This is a genomic window from Viridibacillus arvi (assembly GCF_001274945.1).
Lineage (GTDB): Bacteria > Bacillota > Bacilli > Bacillales_A > Planococcaceae > Viridibacillus > Viridibacillus arvi.
The window spans coordinates 1,372,709-1,393,720 of the sequence record NZ_LILB01000005.1 but is presented as its reverse complement, the minus strand read 5'-3'; the positions used below and the strand labels follow the sequence as shown (position 1 = coordinate 1,393,720).

The following is a 21,012-nucleotide window of genomic DNA, read 5'->3' as shown; positions in this document are numbered from 1 at the left end:
AGTATGATGCAAACGCCATTAGTACTAAATGATTTTGTGAAACGTGCAGAGAGATATTTCCCGAAGAAATTAATCATTTCAAGAACGAGTGAGACGATGATTCACCGTATTACTTATAAAGAGTTTGGACAGCGTACACGAAAATTATCTGAAGCATTAACGAAACTGGGGATGAAAAAAGGTACAAAAGTAGGCTCATTAGCTTGGAATCATCACCGCCATTTAGAAGCATATTTCGGTGTACCATGTGCAGGTGCAGTACTCCATATGATTAATATTCGTCTATCACCAGAGCATATAGTATATATTATTAACCATGCTGAAGATGAAATCTTACTTGTAGATAGCGATATTTTTCCGTTAATTGCTCAAGCTGCACCTTTACTAAAAACGGTGAAACATTTCGTTGTTATGCAAGACGGAACAGACTTACCTGAAACAAACTTGGAAAATGTTCATTCTTACGAAAAGCTGTTAGAAGAGGCATCAGATTCCTATGAATTCCCTGACGATTTAGATGAAAATATGCCTGCTGGAATGTGTTACACAAGTGCCACAACAGGCTTCCCAAAAGGTGTCGTTTATACGCACCGTAGCTTAGTACTACACAGCATAGCACTTGGTTTAGCAGATTCACTTGGTATTCGTGAGAACGATGTAGCTATGCCAGTCGTACCGATGTTCCATGTAAATGCATGGGGGATGCCATTTGCAGCAGTGAATTTTGGTACAACACAAGTATTGCCAGGACCAATGTTTAACCCGCAGCTCTTACTCGATTTAATCGAACAAGAAAAAGTGACGTTAACGGCAGGCGTACCGACAATTTGGCTTGGTGTGTTAAACGAACAAGAGAGAAATCCACGAGATTTATCGTCATTACGCGCCATAGTTTGTGGTGGATCAGCTTCACCAAAAGGTCTAATCCGTGCTTTTGAAGAAAAATATAAAGTACCATTTATCGTTGGTTATGGAATGACGGAAACAACGCCAATTGTCAGTCTTTCCACGTACACAACAGAAATGGAGAACTGGTCTGCAGAAGAGAAACTTAATATTCGTGCTACACAAGGCTTGACGACAACTCTCGTTGAAACACGTGTCGTCAATGAAAATGGGGAAGTTCCTTGGGACGGTAAGACTATGGGAGAGCTAACTGTTCGAGGCCCTTGGATTGCAGATGAATATTATAAGGATGATCGCACGGAAGAAGCGTTTAAAGACGGTTGGCTATACACAGGTGATATTGCTGTCATGACACCAGAGGGGTATCTCAAAATTACAGACCGAACAAAAGATTTAATTAAGAGCGGTGGAGAGTGGATTTCATCTGTAGATTTAGAAAATGCACTTATGACACATGAGGCTGTATTCGAAGCAGCTGTAATAGCAGTTCCAGACGAAAAGTGGCAAGAACGTCCACTAGCTTGTGTTGTTTTGAAAGAAGGTAGTAGTGCAACGAAGGAAGAACTTCTTTCGTATTTAGAAGGGCAATTTGCAAAGTGGTGGGTACCAGACCATGTTGTCTTCTTAACAGACATCCCAAAAACGTCCGTCGGCAAATTCTTAAAGGCAAAATTGCGTGATGAAGTGAAAGATTACCAGCTATAAAATAAGGAGAGAGTCTTGATTTGAGACTCTCTCTTTGTTTTTGGATGAGCGTAAAACAAAAAACCACCCATTCGCAAAAATGCGGTTAGGTGGCAATAATATTAATCTTCAATTAGCTTACTAAAGTTAATACGCTTGTTCAGTGCTAGCATAATCGGAATACCAATACCCATCACAACTAATTCACCGACAGCAACTGTTAGCCAAGTATATAGAAACGGTAGCTGGAATGCGAGATTCAATTCGATGGCAATTAAGAACATCGTAAATGTAAATACAAGTGTACCGAAAATCATTTGCTTAACATGTCCCTTAATAAAACGTTTCGCAAAGATTGTGATGCTTAAGGCTAAGACAGATTGACCAAGGCCAAAGATTAAATCATACATACCAAGTGGTGAAAATAGATTTGTAATCAATACACCAATCACGATACCTACAAAGAATTTCTTGTTGAAGACAACAAGATGATTGAACATTTCAGCAATACGGAACTGTAAAGCACCGAATGCGAGTGGGGCAATTAGCATAGACACAGCTATATAAAGCGCTGCGATAATTCCGCTAGTAGCCAAAGATTTTACTTTCATTATTCATTTCCCCCTAGTTTTTTTTCGTGGGATGGTTACGAACCACGTCATAAAAAGTCTACACTACACCCTATCATAGCGAAAATAAATTGTACATGTATAAATTAACCTTTCAATACAACTTTTATATTTAAATTTAATAAAGTAGAGACAATAAAAAAACAATAGGCTCCATATTTTGGATACCTAGTGTAGAATCTTTTTCCTGAATTAAGATGTAAATTGTTTGTAACCCTCTAAAAAACAATGAAAATTTTAAAGCGACATTCCCCATAATGACATGTTTAAATGACGAATTTAAAGTCGTTTAATATAAAGTTTACATTTCTTCCATAACCCATTATTTGATACTTCAACATCTACAATACTTCAAAATTATGATGAAAGAATGAAAAGGGTGGATGTATCTTCCTTTTATATCCTACTATACTATAGTATAGTATTAATGATATTGATAATCATTATCATTGTTGTTAATAAGTTGTTAATGAAGGAAATAGGTAAGTTTTCTTTTACTAGCAAAGCATAGGAGGGACATTTTGTTGATCAAAAGTGGAAAATACATAAAGTTAATCAATGTTCTAAAAGATATAAAAATAGTAGAAATAAAGCCTAAGGATGTATTGATATTTAATACTATTAAGTCACCTACTCTCATTTTAGTAGTAAAAGGAGAAGCTGAAGCGAACTTAAATGAGATACAGTCTTCAATGGTGGAGGGGAATCTTATTAGCATACATCCTGGATCTCTTCTACGTTTAAGAAATAGTCTATCTGATGATATTTTTGAATATTATCAAATGACAATAGAGCAATATGAATTGACCAGTATTTTGGACAATGAATTAAAATATCATCTTCAATATAATAATCTACCTCAAAATGGATTTCTAACAGAAAAACTCCCTCATAGAGCTTTTATGATTATGAAAGAATTAATGGATTGTTTTTCGTCAATGGAAGAAGAAGACCGAATTCATTATTTATTAAAAGAATTCTTTGAGCTTTACTTTTCTACAGATACTAGATATCCGAGTGCAGTATTTAGCTCTACATGTGCTTATATAGACGAGCATTTTCATGAAAAGATAACGCGTACTTTTATAGCTGAAATGATTGGATATAATCCACGCTATTTTTCGGCATTTTTCAAAAAACAAATGGGTTGGAATTTTTCTGATTATTTGGCATACGTAAGGGTAAATAAAGCAAAGGAATATTTACTTACAAGCGATTCGCCCTTAAATGATATTGCTTATAAAGTTGGATATGCTGATGGTAGTTCGCTTAGTAAAAAATTTAAAAGTTTGGTAGGCATGTCACCAAGTGATTTTCGATTAAAACGTAAGCCAGAGAGAATTATAGCATTACAATTTTTAGGCGATATGCTTGCCTTAGGAATTAAACCAATAGCATCTACAGATGAAGTCTTAAATGATTCGCAACTTCTACAAGCTGAGTTAAACGGTGTTGTTGATGTAGGAAAAGTCCCTTTAGATGAACTAGCTGCAGATTTAATCATTGTCCCAACTTATTACTATTATGCTAACCCGGAAAGGATAGGGCAAATGGAGAAAATTGCACCTGTTTTGATGGTTAATTGGGGAAACAGTGACTTACTAAAGGAGTTACGTTTTTTTGGAGAGCTTCTTGGGAGAGAGAAACAGGCAGAGGATTGGATAATAGCATTTAAAGAAAAGGTGCAGCAGTCTAAACGAAGGATTGAACAGGTGAAAAAGCAAAATGAAACAGTAGCATTATATGAATTTTGGGACGATCAATACATAAGAATATGGGATCGAACAGCTAGAGCAGCCTATAATTTGTACGACATGCTTGAATTGGCAGCGCCAGAGCGAATTCAGAGAGAAGTATTGGATGCTCAAAATCATTTAGTGATTCCAGAGGATCGTTTACCAGAGTATACAGCAGATCATATGTTTATCATTGCATGTGAAAGAAGTGGATATTTGCATAGAGTGAAAAAAACAATAGAAAATCACCCCATTTGGAGTTCAATCCCTGCTGTTCAAAAACAGCAGATTTATTTTTTGAAGCAAGAAGAATTTAGATTTTGTGAAGCATATGCATTGGAAAAACAATTAGAAATCCAAGTGAGACACTTGTTAAAAGAAAAAGAGGACTGACTATCCAACATATGAAAATACTGACTTATTGACATCGACTATAAATATGTAAACTGATATCCTAAATGAGAATGATAATCATTAACGGGAGGATAAAGATGTTAAAAAATAAATCACCGTTCTTGTTTTGTTTACTATTAATCATGTTTTCAATAGTTATGGTTGCGTGTAACAAAACCGAAGATAGTACAAGCGAACAGCAAAATAATGAGAATAAAGAGCAAAAGGTAACAAGGGTTGTAAAAACCATTCATGGAGATATTGAAATACCATCCAAACCAAAAAGAATCGTTGTAGATGGCTATTTACCTACCTTGCTTTTATTAGATGAAAAACCAGTAGGAGCAACTGATTCGGATCTTGAAAATATCCATATTCAAAATTTCATCACCGGAATTGACAGCATCGGGGAAAACTCTAAAGAAAAAATATTAGAGTTGAATCCAGATTTAATAATAAGTGCGAACTCTGAAAATAGCGCGTTTGAAGATTTTTCAAAGATAGCACCTACAATAATAATTCCTTATGAAACTTACAAAGGCACTCATGAGGAAGTAACAGCATTTGGAGAAATGCTTGGAAAGGAAAAGAAAGCACAAGAATGGCTTGCGTCATTTGATACAAAAATTGAAGAACAGCGAGAGAAAATTAAAAATGTAATAAGTGCCAATGAAACTGTTTCAATTTTTGGTGCTTATAATAAGGACTTCTACATATACGGGGAGGGTATTTATAGGGGTGGACAGGCAATATACAAGCAACTTCAACTCACACCACCTGAAAAAATAAAAAAAGAACTGATTGATACAGGCGATACATTTAAACAAATATCGTTTGAGGCTTTAAATGATTATGCAGGTGACTATATCTTTTTGGACCAATCATATGGTGGCAAATTGGACAAGAAAAATAGTATGTGGACTTCAATGGAAGCAGTAAAAAAAGACCAAGTTTTCGATCTTGATCCTAAGAGGTTTTGGCCATATGACCCTATCTCAGTATTAGCTCAGTCTGAAGAAATAGCAGATTTGCTAGTATCTAAAAATCAGGAAAAGTAAGATTATATTAATTTTATTACTATTGATGAAAGGCTATGCCTGAAGCAAGTTGGATCTAGTAAAGGCTCTCTTTTTATCTCAATAGCTAATAAGAGTTCGTTTAAATTTTCAATATCATATCCATTGAACAATATATGGATTTGGCATAAAGAAAAATATTGCTGAGTAGGGGTGTATTTAACAATGTTAAAGCGATTTTTTTCCTATTATAAACCGTATAAAGGGTTGTTTATATTGGATTTTTCTTGCGCAATCATTGCAGCGTTATTAGAGCTTGCTTTTCCATTAGCCGTAAATCGCGTAGTGGATGATTTATTGCCATCAGGAAATTTAGGCTTTATCTTATGGGCGTGTGTCGGATTATTTGCAATTTATATCATCAGTTCAGCCCTTCACTATGTAGTTACTTACTGGGGACATAAGCTTGGTGTGAATATTGAAACAGATATGCGTAAGGAGTTATTTACTCATATTCAAAAGCAACCATTTAGATTTTTTGATAACAATAAAACAGGTCATTTAGTTTCTCGGATGACAAACGATTTAATGGATATCGGAGAAATTGCCCATCATGGGCCAGAAGATTTGTTTATAGCATTGATGACATTAACGGGTGCATTTGGTTTAATGCTATCAATTAATTGGAAATTAGCTATTCTGACATTTATCATCATTCCACTGATTATCTATTTATCATTGTACTTTAGCCGGAAAATGTCTCGGGCATTCGATCGAATGTTTGCTGATATAGCTGACTTCAATGCAAGAGTAGAAAATAATGTGAGTGGTATGCGAGTGGTACAAGCTTTTACAAATGAAGATTATGAAATTGCTCAGTTCAATGAAAATAACAGCCGCTTTCGTAATACAAAATTGATTGCTTATAGAATAATGGCTTGGAATTCATCTATCAGTTACATTCTTATGAAAGTTGTTTCCATTTTCGTTCTATTGTGTGGAACTTGGTTTGTTATACAAGGGAATATGTCATATGGAGAGTTTATCGCCTTTGTACTTCTGTCAAATGTATTTCTTCAGCCGATTCAACAAATAAATTCAGTAATTGAAATGTATCCAAAGGGTATTGCTGGTTTTAGACGTTACTTAGACTTACTTGAAACCGAACCGGATATTGCGGATGCTTCAGAAGCAGAAGATGTCACACAACTACAAGGGAATATTAACTATCAAAATGTATCATTTGGCTATGAAAATAAAGAAAATGTGCTAGAGAAGATTAATTTATCAATCCGTGCAGGCGAAACGGTAGCACTTGTAGGTCCATCTGGTGCAGGTAAAACAACGATTTGTAGCTTACTACCTCGTTTTTACGATGTCAAAAACGGCCAAATTACGATTGATGACATTGATACGAAGAAAATGACTTTAGAATCTCTTCGTTCTCATATAGGGGTTGTTCAGCAAGATGTTTTCCTTTTTGATGGAACGATTCGTGAAAATATTGCCTATGGAAAATTAGACGCTTCAGAAGAGGAAATTTGGGAGGCAGCCAAAAAAGCACAGCTTGAAGATATTATCCTGTCTCAATCAAATGGATTAGACACAATGATTGGTGAAAGAGGGGCCAAGCTATCTGGAGGGCAAAAGCAACGTCTTTCAATTGCTCGTATGTTTCTGAAAAATCCATCTATTCTTATTTTGGATGAAGCCACTTCTGCACTTGATACAGAAACAGAAATTGCTATTCAGAAAGCTCTAGCCAATCTATCGAAAGGGCGTACAACGCTTGTTATTGCTCATCGTCTAGCAACGATAAAAAATGCTGATCGTATTATTGTTGTAACGGAAGAGGGTATCAAGGAACAAGGGAATCATAGTGAATTATTGGAGATGAAAGGTACATACAGCAGACTCCATGAAGCACAATTTGGATATTAAAATTGAAATAATATGTAAGCGAAATAGTAAATACAAACTTAGAATTACGCGGGTAGAGGGGAATATTATAATGTTCAATAAATTGAACTTGAAGGTAATTTTGCTGATGGTGCTTAGTTTGATGCTTATTTTAACAGGATGTGGAGCGACTAAGAGCAATAAAGCACAAGAAGAACAAAAAAATGAAAACGTACAAGCTGAAACGGGAACTCGTACGATTACTGACGATATCGGTCGTAAAGTTGAAGTGCCAGATAAGCCTGAACGAATAGTGACGGATTGGTATTTAGGACAATTGCTGGCACTTGATGTCACGCCAGTAGGAGCTGTTATGGCAAACCTGGATTATGCAGCATATTTGAAAGACTATTATAAAGAAGATGCAATTGAAAATATTGGTGATGGTGAAGCGTCTTTAGAAAAAGTTATGGAATTAAATCCTGATTTAATTATTACATGGGATAAAGAAGCAGTTGAAAAATACGAAAAAATAGCTCCAACGATTGTTTTTTCTGACACTAATTATAAATCTATTCACGAAGAAATCAAAGCGATGGGGGAATACCTTGGACGTACAGATAAAGCGGAGCAATTCCTTGAAGATTTTGATAAACGTATTGCAGTAGCGAAAAAAAAAATTAATAAAGTAGTCAGCAAAGATTCTACCTTTACTATTTTTGATTTAGGGAAAAAGAACCTTTCAGTTATTGCTCCGAACGGTGTTGTTGGAGGACGAGCATTATATGAAACATTAGGAATGACACCTCCACCAAAAGTAAAAGAGTTGTTTGATACGAAAGAAGCGGATGGTAGCCGTTACGAAATATCATATGAAGTTGTAAATGACTATGTAGGAGATTATGTAATAGAGATGAACTACTTTAATAAGGGCGGTTCATTACCAGCGACATGGACAAATCTTGATGCAGTTAAAAAGGGAGAAGTAATTAAATTAGCACCCGAATATTACTTTGCTTCTGATCCAGTTTCAGTACTGCACCAAGCAGAAGATTTAGCAACTAAAATTGAGGAACTAACTAAGGAAAAAAATAGTGTAGTAGTAAATAATCTAAATTATAAAAAGAAAATTAACTAACAGGATGTAATAGACAAGGGGATATTAATTTGTATATACAACAATATCGAAATTGGAAATTAGGAATAGTAGTAACGCTACTTGTATTCATGGTTTTAGCTCTATCTGCTTGTAGCAGTACAAATAATGATAAAACAGTAGAGGATACAACTAAGAGTTCAGATGTTAAAGAGAGTAAAAAAACAAAAACAATAAGTACAATAAATGGAGAAATAGAGATTCCTACACAACCCAAACGCATTGTAGCAGAAGAATATTTAGGTAGTCTAATCGCTCTAAATGTAATTCCAGTTGGAGCACCCGAATTGACACTTAAAAACTATTATTTCAAAGATAAATTAAAAGGTGTTTCTGATACAGGAGTTTATGGGAAACCGTCTGCAGAAAATATACTAGCAATGAATCCTGATCTAATTATTACGGGGAACAATGAAAGCTACAAGATTTTAAGCAAAATTGCCCCTACAATTGTTATTCCTTATGGTGATTTAAAAAATGCTCACGAGGAGTTAACTTATTTTGGGGAGCTATTAAATAAGGAAGATGAAGCAAAAGTTTGGTTAGAAAAATACGACCAACAGATTGCAGATGCTAAAGCCAAGGTAGACGCAGCTATTAAAGAAGAAAGCAGTTTCTCAATTATGGAAGACGCTGGAAAGGTGACATATGTATACGGTGACAATTTTGGTCGTGGCGGCCAGGCAGTCTATCAAGCTTTCGGAAGGAAACCTCCAAAGAGTATTGCTGAAGAAATTATGAAGAAGCAATGGGCAGAGCTTTCAGAGGAAATGATACCAGAATACGCTGGAGACTATATTATCATGACTTCCAACGGTCGAACAGTTGAAGATTTTAAGAAAGATCCAATTTGGGGCAGTTTGGAAGCGGTTAAGAACGACCGTCTATATATTTGGCCAGAAGAACGCTCTTGGTATTATGATCCCATTGCAACACTTGCACAAGTTGAAGAACTGACTACTTGGCTTACTAATCTTAAACAATAGAAAAGGGTGGTCCCTGCCTACTTAATGGTGAGGGAACATCTTTCTTTTTATAGAAAACTTTTAAAATGATCATTATTCAGTAGTAGTTCGACAGGAATGTTTAAGCTATCGGAAAAACGTTGTAAATATTTCCAATATACTTTATACTGAAATAAATGACAATGATAATCATTATCAATTGAATTGTCATAAGGCAAAGGAAGGATGATAAAAAAATATGTCAGTTCTTACTGTTGATCATGTGGCAGTTGGGTATACAAACACTGTAATTATAGAAGAGTTAAGTGCCGCAATTCCTGAAAAAAAAATTACGACCATTATTGGTCCAAATGGATGTGGTAAATCAACACTCTTAAAAGCAATTGCAAGGATTTTAAAGACACAAAATGGAGCAATTTTTCTTGACGGGCGTGCAATTCAACAAGTTTCCACAAAAGAAATTGCAAAGAAAATGGCAATCTTGCCACAAAGCGCTGAAGCACCATCAGGACTTACAATATTTGAATTAGTCTCATACGGCCGATTTCCACACCAAAGAGGCTTTGGTACATTGAAAAAAGAAGATTTACAACATATACATTGGGCAATTGAAGTCACTGGATTAGGTGAGCTAAGAGATCGCCCCGTAGAAGCGTTATCAGGTGGACAACGACAGCGCGTATGGATTGCAATGGCCCTTGCACAAGATACGGAAATTTTAATATTGGATGAACCAACAACGTATTTGGACTTAGCTCATCAACTTGATATTCTCTTATTGCTTAAAAAGTTAAACGAAGAGGAAGGGAAAACGATTGTAATGGTACTGCATGATTTGAATCATGCATCACGTTTCTCGCATTATATGATTGCGATGAAGGACGGTAAGATTATTACAGAAGGAAAACCAGAAAAAGTAATGAAAAGTGAAAATTTAAAAGCAGTTTTTGATATTAATGCAATATTAATGACATGTCCTTTTAGCCAGAATCCAATTTGCTTATCTTATCAATTGAATAAAGAAACGGAATGCTTATTGCAAACTTGTTGAATAAAAGTAAGGAGAAATAAGATGTCAGATTCAGTAGAAGAATCAATAGATTTAAAGAAAGTATATAAGGGCTCACGTCCAATTATTGCAACTGTCATATTACTGGGAGGAACGATAGGACTTTTATTCGCTATAGGATTATCAGTATCATTTGGTGCAGCAGATATTGATTTTGGAACTGTTTGGTCTGCTGTTTTTCAATTTAACCCCAATTTGACTACACACCAAATTATTCAAGATATAAGACTACCAAGAGTTCTTGGAGCAGGTTTAGTAGGAGCGTGTTTTGCTGTAGCAGGTTCTATTATGCAAGGAATGACACGAAACCCGTTAGCTGACTCAGGTCTATTGGGATTAAATGCAGGTGCTGCTTTCATGCTTGCTATCTGCTTTGCTTTCTTTCCTGGCTTACCTTATATGTATATAATTTTATTTTCATTTTTTGGAGCAGCTTTAGGTGCTGGCATTGTTTATGGAGTGGGTTCTTTAGCAAAGGGTGGTTTAACACCTATGCGTCTTGTATTAGCAGGAGCAGCAGTCAGTGCTTTACTCGGAGCGCTTAGTGAAGGAGTTGCAATTTATTTTCGCATTGGTCAAGATTTGGCGTTTTGGAATGCAGGTGGTGTTTCGGGTACAAAGTGGGAGCATCTTAAAGTTATGTCTCCTTGGATAATAGCAGCAATTATCGGTGCAATCATGCTATCAAAATCAATCACTTTGCTTAGTCTAGGAGACGAAGTGGCGATTGGACTGGGACAACGAACTGGGAGGATAAAATTCTTTGGATCAGTTGTCGTATTAGTGTTGGCGGGAGCAGCCGTTTCAGTTGTAGGTGCCGTTGGATTTGTTGGATTAATTGTTCCTCACTTAACGCGTTTTCTTGTAGGAAGCGATTATCGTTGGATTGTACCTTGTTCAGCAATTTTAGGGAGTCTATTAGTTATACTAGCTGATTTTGCTGCGAGAATGATAAATCCACCTTATGAAACACCTATAGGAGCATTGATTGCTTTGATTGGCGTTCCATTCTTTCTTTACCTTGCTCGTAAAGGAGGAAAAGAGTTGTGACTGAGGAAAATTACATATCTGCTTATCAACAAAAAAAACATCGGAAGAATATCTTTCTTATTCTCACTATTTGTCTACTCATCATTATTATGTTCATGATAAGTATGGGTACAGGTTTTATAAGGCTCACTCCAATTGAATTAGTTCGAACATTATTTGGAATGGGGACGGATAAACAGAATATAATCTTGTTTGATTTCAGATTACCACGAATTGTTATCTCCATTTTAGTAGGGATGGCATTAGCTGTATCGGGGAGCATATTACAAGGAGTTTCAAGGAACGCATTAGCTGATCCAGGAATTTTAGGTATAAATTCAGGAGCAGGTTTAGCAGTCATGTTATTTATTTCGTTCTTTCCAACTACAACAGCAGCGCCAGTTTTTTTTCTTCCTATATTAGCGTTTGTAGGTGCAGGAGCTACAGCTATTCTGATCTATGTACTTGCATATAAACGTGGTGAAGGAATTTCGCCTACAAGGCTATTGTTAACAGGTGTTGCAGTAGCGGCGGGTATTAGTGCGGCAATGATTGTATTGACATTAAGATTATCACCTGAAAACTACCAATTTGTTGCTATTTGGATGGCAGGTAGTATTTGGGGTTCTAACTGGAGCTTTGTATTGGCATTATTGCCTTGGATTCTAATTTTGTTACCAATCGCTTATTCGAAAGCACGTGTCTTAAATACATTTAATCTTGGAGAGATACCTGCTACGGGCCTTGGACTAGCTATAGAAAAAGAGCGATTAATTTTACTAGCAATTGCAGTTGGCTTAGCTGGTGCAAGCGTATCTGTTAGTGGAGGAATTGGCTTTATTGGTTTAATTGCACCACATTTAGCACGACAACTAGTGGGTGCAAAACATCAGTATCTCTTACCGACAGCTGCTTTAATAGGTAGCCTTTTGTTAATAACTGCGGACACGATAGGTAGATGGATATTACAACCATCTGAAATTCCAGCTGGTATTGTCGTTGCAGTTATTGGAGCGCCTTATTTCTTATATCTACTTGCAAGGTCAAAAACATAGAGTGTGAATTTTGAATATTAAAACAATAATTTAAATAGGAGGATACAAGATGAATTCAGAAGAATTATATGATGTAACAATTATTGGTGGTGGCCCAGCAGGACTTTTTTCAGCTTTCTATAGTGGTCTAAGAGAAATGAAAACAAAAATTATCGAATTCCAACCTTTTTTAGGAGGAAAAGTGCATGTGTATCCAGAGAAAATGATTTGGGATATTGGTGGACTGACACCTGTTACAGGTGAACGATTGATAGAACAATTGATTCAGCAGGGAATGACTTTCAATCCTAAGTTAGCATTAGGAGAAAAAGTTACGTCAATTAATAAAGGCGGAGATGGGAACTTTATTATTTCAACATCAGCGAACAATAAACACTTTTCAAAAACAGTTATTTTAGCTGTTGGGGGCGGTATTATAAATCCAACAAAACTGGATATCGAAGGCGCTGAACGATTTGAAATTTCAAATTTACATTATACTGTCAAATCTCTAGAACGCTTTAAAAACAAAACTGTATTGATTTCAGGTGGCGGAAATGCTGCAATAGACTGGGCAAATGAATTGGAGCCCATTGCCAAAAAAGTTTACTTAACCTACCGAAAAGATATGTTAAAAGGGCATGAGGCAGAGGTATCACGTCTATTCAATAGTTCTATTGAGTGTTTACTAAATACATCAATTGAAAAACTAATTGCCTCAAACGATCACGAACGTATTGAAAAAGTCGAGTTGTTGAGTATTGAAGATGGCAATATTATTCAACTACCTGTTGATGAAGTTATTATTAATCACGGTTATGATAGAGATAAAGAGCTGACAAGAAATAGTGGATTAAATATTGAAATGGCAAATGAATATAGTATTGCAGGAAGTCCTTTAAGTGAAACGTCTGTAGAAGGTCTATATGCTGCAGGTGATATTTTGAATCATGAAGGAAAATTACATTTAATTGCAGGTGCATTTCAAGATGCAGCAAATGCAGTAAATAAAGCAAAGCAATACGTAATACCAGATGCATATGAGTATGGAATGGTATCATCTCATAATGATATTTTCAAAGAAAAGAATAAGGAATTAGTAAAACATTTATACGTAGCGAAAAATTAGCTATAAATATAAGCGTTTATTACCAATGTATTTAAGTAACACTAGACTTTGAAACAATTTTTTGTTTTGGAGCCTAGTGCTTTTTTATTTTAATGTCGATTTTAAGATGAAATCCATCCCTATTTAAAGTTTTTTCTAGCCCTTTGAAAGTATATAAGGATATTTTTTTCTATTCTAATCTAATCCATTAATGAGCGGTTTAATTTTGAAATAGGATAAAATTAATTCTATTTCCTTTATTAATAAAAGTTCACAAAATGTTCACAATTTAGCGATTTACACTAAAACGTTGATGTTCAGCCGTTCAACGCGTTAAAGCGACAAAGGTACTATATTCATAATTGTCGAAAGATTCATAATGTTGTTGACGATTGACTTTTAGCCCTGTAATATAACACTAATTATAATCACACTAGTTCAATAGAAGTGATTACGATTCAAATAGGGGGGAATTCAAATGATGAAAGGTTACAAGAAGTTAGCATTTTTGTTATTTGCAGCAATGCTAGTATTAGCGGCGTGTGGAAGCAAAGATAAATCTGGCTCTGCGGGATCGAGTGATTCAGGATCTGAAAAATCAGATGAGAAAACATATAAAATTGGGATTTCTCAATATGTTGAACATCCATCTTTAAATGAAGCTACTGAAGGATTCAAAAAGGCAATTGAAGATAGCGGTCTTAAAGTAGATTTCAAAATTGAAAACGCACAAGGGGATCCAAGTATTAATACAACGGCAGCAAATAATTTAGTTGGTGAAGGTGTTGATTTAATATTCGCTAACGCAACGCCAAGTGCTCAAGCAGTTGCAGCTGCAACATCGGATATTCCGGTTCTCTTCACATCTGTAACAGATGCAGTAGGAGCAGAGCTTGTAAAATCAATGGAAGCTCCAGATGGAAATGTAACAGGTACTCTGGATACACATCCAGAAGCCATTCCAAGTACAGTGAAGTTTTTAGCTGAAGAACTAAAAGCTAAAAAAATAGGTATGGTTTTCAACTCAGGAGAGCAAAATTCGCGTGTACAAGTGGATATGGTAAAAGCAGAAGCTAAAAAATTAGGTGTGACAATTGTAGAAGCATCTGTTTCAACATCAGCAGAAGTAAAACAGGCAACTGAATCATTAGTAGGTAAAGTAGATTCAATCTATATCATTACGGATAACACAGTCGTAACAGCACTTGAATCAGTGTTGGATGTGGCAACTGATAAGAAAATTCCTGTGATGGTTGGAGAATTAGACTCTGTTAAACGAGGCGGTCTAGGTGCTTTCGGATTTGCATATTCAGATATAGGTTATGAAGCTGGAGAAATGGCAGTGAAAATTTTAAAAGATGGTGTAAAACCAGCAGATATTCCAGTGGCTTATCCTAAAAACTTAAAATTCGAGATTAACAAGAAAGCAGCTGAACAACTTGGTTTAGACATCAAAGACGAATGGAAAGCAGAAGTAGTCGAATAGATAGGAGATGATTCTACATGTTTACAGCAATCTTTGGCTCTGTTGAGCAAGGAATCATCTATGCAATTATGGCGCTCGGAGTGTATCTTACATTCCGAGTTTTAGATTTTCCTGATTTAACAGTGGATGGTAGTTTTGTGACAGGTGCTGCAACAGCAGCGACTTTAATTGTGCTTGGTTACCACCCAGCATTGGCAACAGCAGCGGCGACTGTCGCGGGGTTTTTAGCGGGATGTATGACAGGAATACTTCATACGAAGGCGAAAATCAATCCTTTGTTATCTGGGATATTAATGATGATTGCTCTTTATTCCATCAATTTACGTATTATGGGAGCAACGACAGAAACAGCAATTGGTCGTCCAAACGTACCGCTTTCGAACGTCGATTCGCTGTTCACCATCTTCTTTGGTTGGTGGGGTAATCTAGGTATTGATACAGCAATAAATAATGTTTTAATTAGCATAGGTATTGAAAATGTGCCAAAAACATGGGGTACATTCTTCATCATGATCATCGTAACTTTTGCGATTAAAATTATTTTCGATAGATTCTTAAAAACAGAAGTAGGTTTAGCTATTCGTGCAACGGGTGATAATGACAAAATGATTCGTAGTTTTTCTGCGAATACAGATACATTAATCATTTTAGGGCTGGGAATTTCAAATGCTTTAGTTGCACTATCAGGTGCCCTTATTGCACAGTATACGAAATTTGCAGATGTGAGTATGGGGATAGGGATGATTGTTATCGGCTTAGCTTCTGTTATTATCGGGGAAGCGATTTTAGGAACTAAAACAATTGTCCGTACAACTTTAGCTGTAATTGTCGGAGCGATTATCTACCGAATCGTCATTGCTATCGCACTTCGAGTTGAATTTTTAGATACAGGTGATATGAAGCTTATCACAGCATTAATTGTGGTCGTGGCGTTGATATTACCTAAATTCTTTGAAAAACGTAAAGAGCGTGCACGAAAAGCGAAACGTCGTGCAGAACGTACGCTTACTAGTGAACAGGAGGCGAAACAACTTGCTTAAACTAGAGGGAATTAACAGAATCTTCAACGAAACAACGCCTGATGAGAAAATTGCCTTAGATAATATTAATCTAGATTTAAAAACAGGTGATTTTGTCACTGTAATTGGTAGTAACGGTGCTGGAAAATCTACAATGATGAATATGATTTCGGGAGCTTTATCACCGGATTTTGGTACTGTTGAAATAGACAGAAAAAATGTAACCAAATATCCCGAATATAAACGCTCTCACTTAATTGGCCGTGTCTTCCAAGATCCAATGGCAGGTACAGCACCAACAATGACCGTAGAAGAGAACTTGGCAATTGCATATTCTCGCAATAAGCGTCGTGGCTTACGTATAGGAGTCGATAAAAAGAGACGTGAGTTTTTCCGTGAATCGTTGGAATCATTGCATCTCAATTTGGAGAACCGCTTAACAGCTAAAGTAGGCTTGCTATCTGGCGGAGAACGCCAAGCATTATCACTACTAATGGCAACATTTACAAAGCCATCAATTTTACTATTAGATGAACATACAGCTGCACTTGATCCTTCGCGTGCAGAGCTTATTACGAATTTAACAAAGCAGCTAGTTGAAAAGGATAATCTGACAACGTTAATGGTTACCCACAATATGCAACAAGCGCTTGATCTAGGTAACCGCCTCATAATGATGGATAAAGGCCAAATTATTTTGGAGGTTGACCCAGAAGCAAAGAAAGATTTAACAATCGCCGATTTAATGGATGCATTCCAACGTATTCGTGGAGAAAAGCTTGTATCAGATCGAACTTTACTAAGTGTTTAATAAGTAGAAACTTAAAGCAGGAGCCCTATTTATGGGTTCCTGTTTTTTGTTTACCTATATCAAAATCTGAAAGTAATATTAGATTAATTTTTTTGAAAAATCCCGTAAAACCGTTGCTTATCCAGTTGAAATATTGAAGGTATATTTACCAAATTTAAAAGTAATTTTAATCTTCAAAGGAGTGGTGATATTGCTTCTTTATAATGGGTTCGATCCCAGAAGTCATAAGAATTTCACCGTGGGATCAGACAAGATTGGAAAGCAGAGAAAGAAAAAAAGAACCTCCTGCAATCAGAAGATTCTGTTTATTAATATTAAACTAATAGAGCGAATAACGTACTATCATTGTTCACTTCTTTAAATGAGAAACCGTTAAGTTTCATACGGCCGAGCAAACCAGAATAATCTTCAGGGCGTTTTAATTCGATGCCTACAAGTGCTGGACCACTTTCTTTATTGTTTTTCTTCGTATATTCGAATGTTGTAATGTCATCATCTGGACCAAGTACTTCACCAAGGAACTGGCGAAGTGCACCTGCACGTTGAGGGAAATTGACGATGAAATAGTATAACAAACCCTCATGAATTAAGGATTTCTCTTTAATTTCTTGCATACGACCGATATCATTGTTACCGCCGCTAATAATACAGACTACGGATTTCCCCTTAATTTGGTTCTGATAAGCATCTAGTGCTGTAACTGGTAAAGCACCCGCTGGTTCAGCAATAATTGCATGCTTATTATACAAACTTAAAATGGTCGTACACACTTTACCTTCAGGAACGGCAATAATATCATCAACATACTTTTTGCAAAGTGCATATGTAGTGTCGCCAACACGTTGTACAGCAGCACCATCAACAAATTTATCGATATGATCTAAGGCAACAGGACCACCGTTAGCAAAAGCTGCTTTCATACTCGCAGCACCACCTGGCTCAACCCCGATAATTTTAGTCTGAGGGGAAAGGTTTTTAATATAGGCAGATACACCGGCAATTAAGCCACCCCCACCAATACTACCAAATACATAGTCAATTGGCTCTTCAATATCATTCATCACTTCAACGGCAACGGTGCCTTGTCCAGAGATTACATCTATATCATCGAATGGGTGAATGAAAATATGTTCCTCAGCCTTTGAAAATGCCTGTGCACTTCTAGCAGAATCATCAAAAGTATCCCCTGACAAAATAACTTCTACAAATTCACGTCCAAACATTTTCACTTGATCTATTTTTTGAGAAGGCGTAGTCGTTGGCATGAAGATATGTCCACGGATTCCTAAATTTGCACAAGCATATGCAACGCCTTGCGCATGGTTGCCTGCACTTGCACAAACAACACCTTTTTCACGTGCATCATTCTCGATACTTTTAATTTTATAATAGGCACCTCGTAGTTTAAAAGAACGTACATGTTGTAAATCTTCACGTTTTAAATAAACGGTACAACCATACTTTTCAGATAAATATTCATTTTTTTGTAATGGTGTGTGTGCAACAACATCTTTTAAAAATTGATAAGCAATTAGTACATTTTCCACCTGAACGGTCTTCACATCTGATACTGTCATAATTATTCGTCTAACCTCCGATTCCATAAAATGCATTTATTCATTTTAACATATTATTCAAGCTTACTGGACTAAATATTAAGTTAATTCTAAATGTTTCGTGACTTCTTGCTTAAGCGGGTAAAAAAGCGTTTCCAACTAGCTTTCAGTTATAATAGAAAGAACAGTATGAATGAATGGAAAGGATTACGAGTACAAATGAATTTCTTTGATAAAATGCAACAACATACGGGTGTTTCATTAAATGATGTACAAAAACAGGCAGTTCGATATTCCGATGGTCCATTGCTATTATTAGCATCACCCGGTTCAGGAAAAACGACGACTTTGAATATGAAAATTGGCTACCTATTATTAGTGAAGAAAATACCAGCACAAGCGATCTTAGCCATTACATTTAGTAAAGCATCTGCACAAGATATGGCACAGCGCTTCGACCAATTCTTTGGCAAACTTACGCATGAAAAGGTACATTTCTCTACAATTCATAGCTTTGCTTTTCAAGTAGTGCGAGAATACTTTGCAAAGCAACGCATAACTTTTCAACTAGTGGAAGGGGGTAACGACGTCCCACTTCATAAAAAAATAATTCTTCGAAATATATTTACGGAGATAAAGGATACAAATCCAACTGAAGATGAAATGGATGAGCTTCTTACCTATATCAGCTATGTAAAGAATCGTATGCTTTCAAATAAGCAGCTAAGTACCGTGAAATCCTCTATCTCAGGCATAGCCGATATGTATAAGGCGTATGAACAATTCAAAACGCAAAACCCGCAACATCCACTCCTAGATTTTGATGATATGCTCACGTACTGCTTACGCATTTTACAAGAGGATGAGCAAATTCGTACGAAATATCAGCGCCGCTTTGAATACATTTTAACGGATGAAAGTCAGGATAATTCCGTAATACAGCATGAAATTATCACAATATTAGCCAAACCACAAAACAATCTTTGTGTTGTAGCTGATGATGATCAATCTATTTTCATGTGGCGTGGATCGGATGTCCAAAAGTTATTAGAGTTTGAAAAGAATTATCCACAAGCTAAGATTTTAACAATGACTCAAAACTATCGCTCCACACCAGAAATTGTGAAAACAGCAAATGACTTCATTAAACGAAACCCAAAGCGCTATACGAAGGAAATGTTCACGGAAAATCCAACTGGTGAATCAATTGAAATCCACAATATGCAGCGCTATGAGTTACAACTGAACTATGTCATTCAAGAAATTGAGAAAAGTAATAATCCGCAAGATACGGCCATTTTATACCGTAATAATTCTTCAGCCATCCGATTAGTGGATAAGTTAAATAAAGCAGGTTTGCCATTCTATATGAAAGACGTAGATTTGAAATTTTTCCGACATTGGATTGTCGAAGATATTATCAATTTCATGCGCCTATCCTATAATGATTCACGTGTAGACATTCTTGAAAAAGTTCATACGAAAATGAATGCTTACATTACGAAAAAACAAATGATGTATTTAAAAAACAATAATGACAAAACTTCAGTTTTTGATCAGCTTCAAACGGTCCGACACGCAGATTATCAGGAGCAGGCATTGAATAAAACAAAGAAGTTAATTAAAAAGATAAATATATTAGATCCAGAAGAAGCGATTAAAATCATCCGTAAAAATCTAGGCTATGAAAAATCGATTCGTAGCACGGCTGAGCACCTTGGTTTCAATGAGGAAGGATTATTAGGTGTTCTAAATCAACTAGAGCATATTGCGATTGGTCTACCAAATCTTGAGGCATTTGCAAAACGCTTAAAAGAATTAGAAGAAATTATGAAAACGTCTTGGTCAAACAAAGGGCGTGACGTAGTTACTTTATCTACTTTGCATAGTGCAAAGGGGCTTGAGTATGATACCGTGTATATGATTGATCTAGTTGATGGCATTATTCCTTCAAAAGATGATTTAAAACGACAGGACGAGGGTAATAGCGAACCGATAGAAGAAGCAGTTCGTCTATTCTACGTAGGGATGACTCGTGCACGCAAGCATTTGGAGTTGCTTACTTACCATTTAAAAGATGATGAACATGTAGAGGAGTCTCAATTCTTAAAACAAGTACGCCGTTTAGTAAAAGGGAAGGAATTAGTGAAAAAGGAAGTTAGTTATCGAGAAAGTAAACCTGCTCGAGATATTCCCGTAAATGCCATTACTAAAAAGGACGATTTGCAGTTGAATAGTTATGTAGAGCATCATGTTTTTGGTAAAGGTGCAATAAAAGAGCTAAGTGGACAAGCAATTGGTGTTGAATTTGAATCAGTAGGTTATAAGAAATTTATGATTGATATATGTTTAAAACAAGGATTTCTTTGTAATATAGAGGAATAGGTATCTATTTGTGGTTACATTGTATTTTTAAAACAGCATGTGATATTAAAGATAAATTATCTATAAAATAAAGTGATGTACGAATTCGGAAATAATTACTTTAAAGTTACTTAATATATAAAATAGTAGTT

Annotated in this window: 16 protein-coding genes and 1 riboswitch; of the genes, 14 read left to right on the top strand and 2 right to left on the bottom strand. The window is 35.9% G+C overall.

Features of this window, described 5'->3' with window-relative positions; genetic code table 11:
* The first annotated feature begins 3 nt into the window (after nucleotides 1–3).
* On the top strand, nucleotides 4–1,611 hold the full coding sequence (locus AMD00_RS15870; protein WP_053418328.1) for a long-chain fatty acid--CoA ligase: 1,608 nt from the start codon (nucleotides 4–6) through the stop codon (nucleotides 1,609–1,611).
* 101 nt (nucleotides 1,612–1,712) lie between these two features.
* Here AMD00_RS15870 and AMD00_RS15865 read toward each other — a convergent pair whose 3' ends face one another.
* Nucleotides 1,713–2,201, bottom strand: a complete 489-nt coding sequence (locus tag AMD00_RS15865) for a QueT transporter family protein (protein ID WP_053417963.1) — start codon at nucleotides 2,199–2,201, stop codon at nucleotides 1,713–1,715.
* A gap of 7 nt (nucleotides 2,202–2,208) precedes the next feature.
* A riboswitch (PreQ1 riboswitch) is annotated at nucleotides 2,209–2,253 on the bottom strand.
* 490 nt (nucleotides 2,254–2,743) lie between these two features.
* Here AMD00_RS15865 and AMD00_RS15860 point away from each other — a divergent pair.
* From AMD00_RS15860 to AMD00_RS15805, 12 genes are all read left to right on the top strand, one after another.
* On the top strand, nucleotides 2,744–4,348 hold the full coding sequence (locus AMD00_RS15860) for a helix-turn-helix domain-containing protein (protein WP_053417962.1): 1,605 nt from the start codon (nucleotides 2,744–2,746) through the stop codon (nucleotides 4,346–4,348).
* 98 nt (nucleotides 4,349–4,446) lie between these two features.
* Nucleotides 4,447–5,406 (top strand): ABC transporter substrate-binding protein, encoded by a 960-nt coding sequence (locus AMD00_RS15855; protein ID WP_053417961.1) that lies wholly within the window; start codon nucleotides 4,447–4,449, stop codon nucleotides 5,404–5,406.
* Between the two features lie 183 nt (nucleotides 5,407–5,589).
* Nucleotides 5,590–7,305, top strand: coding sequence for an ABC transporter ATP-binding protein (locus AMD00_RS15850; protein ID WP_053417960.1), 1,716 nt, complete (start codon nucleotides 5,590–5,592; stop codon nucleotides 7,303–7,305).
* A 70-nt stretch (nucleotides 7,306–7,375) separates the two neighbouring features.
* Nucleotides 7,376–8,401, top strand: coding sequence for an ABC transporter substrate-binding protein (locus tag AMD00_RS15845; RefSeq protein WP_053417959.1), 1,026 nt, complete (start codon nucleotides 7,376–7,378; stop codon nucleotides 8,399–8,401).
* Nucleotides 8,402–8,430: 29 nt separating this feature from the next.
* Nucleotides 8,431–9,405: an ABC transporter substrate-binding protein gene (locus tag AMD00_RS15840; RefSeq protein ID WP_245639539.1), complete on the top strand. Its 975-nt coding sequence runs from the start codon at nucleotides 8,431–8,433 to the stop codon at nucleotides 9,403–9,405.
* A 217-nt stretch (nucleotides 9,406–9,622) separates the two neighbouring features.
* The gene (locus AMD00_RS15835) at nucleotides 9,623–10,435 is read left to right on the top strand and encodes an ABC transporter ATP-binding protein (protein ID WP_053417958.1); all 813 of its coding nucleotides are present in this window, start codon (nucleotides 9,623–9,625) and stop codon (nucleotides 10,433–10,435) included.
* A 21-nt stretch (nucleotides 10,436–10,456) separates the two neighbouring features.
* A complete protein-coding gene (locus AMD00_RS15830; RefSeq protein ID WP_053417957.1) occupies nucleotides 10,457–11,503 on the top strand; it encodes a FecCD family ABC transporter permease in 1,047 nt (348 codons plus the stop codon).
* 50 nt (nucleotides 11,504–11,553) lie between these two features.
* Nucleotides 11,554–12,537 (top strand): FecCD family ABC transporter permease, encoded by a 984-nt coding sequence (locus AMD00_RS15825; RefSeq protein ID WP_407701127.1) that lies wholly within the window; start codon nucleotides 11,554–11,556, stop codon nucleotides 12,535–12,537.
* 49 nt (nucleotides 12,538–12,586) lie between these two features.
* A complete protein-coding gene (locus AMD00_RS15820) occupies nucleotides 12,587–13,645 on the top strand; it encodes an NAD(P)/FAD-dependent oxidoreductase (RefSeq protein WP_053417956.1) in 1,059 nt (352 codons plus the stop codon).
* 457 nt (nucleotides 13,646–14,102) lie between these two features.
* A complete protein-coding gene (locus tag AMD00_RS15815; protein ID WP_053417955.1) occupies nucleotides 14,103–15,110 on the top strand; it encodes an ABC transporter substrate-binding protein in 1,008 nt (335 codons plus the stop codon).
* A gap of 17 nt (nucleotides 15,111–15,127) precedes the next feature.
* Entirely contained in the window at nucleotides 15,128–16,150 is a 1,023-nt protein-coding gene (locus AMD00_RS15810) for an ABC transporter permease (protein ID WP_053417954.1), read from the top strand.
* A complete protein-coding gene (locus tag AMD00_RS15805) occupies nucleotides 16,143–16,940 on the top strand; it encodes an ABC transporter ATP-binding protein (protein WP_053417953.1) in 798 nt (265 codons plus the stop codon). Before AMD00_RS15810 ends, AMD00_RS15805 begins: the two co-directional genes overlap by 8 nt.
* 314 nt (nucleotides 16,941–17,254) lie before the next feature.
* Here AMD00_RS15805 and ilvA read toward each other — a convergent pair whose 3' ends face one another.
* A complete protein-coding gene (gene ilvA / locus AMD00_RS15800) occupies nucleotides 17,255–18,517 on the bottom strand; it encodes a threonine ammonia-lyase IlvA (RefSeq protein WP_053417952.1) in 1,263 nt (420 codons plus the stop codon).
* Nucleotides 18,518–18,685: 168 nt separating this feature from the next.
* Between ilvA and AMD00_RS15795 the strand changes: the two genes are divergently transcribed.
* A complete protein-coding gene (locus AMD00_RS15795) occupies nucleotides 18,686–20,881 on the top strand; it encodes an ATP-dependent helicase (RefSeq protein ID WP_245639537.1) in 2,196 nt (731 codons plus the stop codon).
* The last annotated feature ends 131 nt before the right edge of the window (nucleotides 20,882–21,012 follow it).

What these genes read in the sequence shown, in the direction of transcription:
- AMD00_RS15870 (WP_053418328.1), top strand. Translation starts at nt 4, where the DNA reads ATGATGCAAACGCCATTAGTACTAAATGATTTTGTGAAACGTGCAGAG.
- AMD00_RS15865 (WP_053417963.1), bottom strand. Translation starts at nt 2,201, where the DNA reads ATGAAAGTAAAATCTTTGGCTACTAGCGGAATTATCGCAGCGCTTTAT.
- AMD00_RS15855 (WP_053417961.1), top strand. Translation starts at nt 4,447, where the DNA reads ATGTTAAAAAATAAATCACCGTTCTTGTTTTGTTTACTATTAATCATG.
- AMD00_RS15850 (WP_053417960.1), top strand. Translation starts at nt 5,590, where the DNA reads ATGTTAAAGCGATTTTTTTCCTATTATAAACCGTATAAAGGGTTGTTT.
- AMD00_RS15845 (WP_053417959.1), top strand. Translation starts at nt 7,376, where the DNA reads ATGTTCAATAAATTGAACTTGAAGGTAATTTTGCTGATGGTGCTTAGT.
- AMD00_RS15835 (WP_053417958.1), top strand. Translation starts at nt 9,623, where the DNA reads ATGTCAGTTCTTACTGTTGATCATGTGGCAGTTGGGTATACAAACACT.
- AMD00_RS15830 (WP_053417957.1), top strand. Translation starts at nt 10,457, where the DNA reads ATGTCAGATTCAGTAGAAGAATCAATAGATTTAAAGAAAGTATATAAG.
- AMD00_RS15820 (WP_053417956.1), top strand. Translation starts at nt 12,587, where the DNA reads ATGAATTCAGAAGAATTATATGATGTAACAATTATTGGTGGTGGCCCA.
- AMD00_RS15815 (WP_053417955.1), top strand. Translation starts at nt 14,103, where the DNA reads ATGATGAAAGGTTACAAGAAGTTAGCATTTTTGTTATTTGCAGCAATG.
- AMD00_RS15810 (WP_053417954.1), top strand. Translation starts at nt 15,128, where the DNA reads ATGTTTACAGCAATCTTTGGCTCTGTTGAGCAAGGAATCATCTATGCA.
- ilvA (WP_053417952.1), bottom strand. Translation starts at nt 18,517, where the DNA reads ATGACAGTATCAGATGTGAAGACCGTTCAGGTGGAAAATGTACTAATT.
- AMD00_RS15795 (WP_245639537.1), top strand. Translation starts at nt 18,686, where the DNA reads ATGAATGAATGGAAAGGATTACGAGTACAAATGAATTTCTTTGATAAA.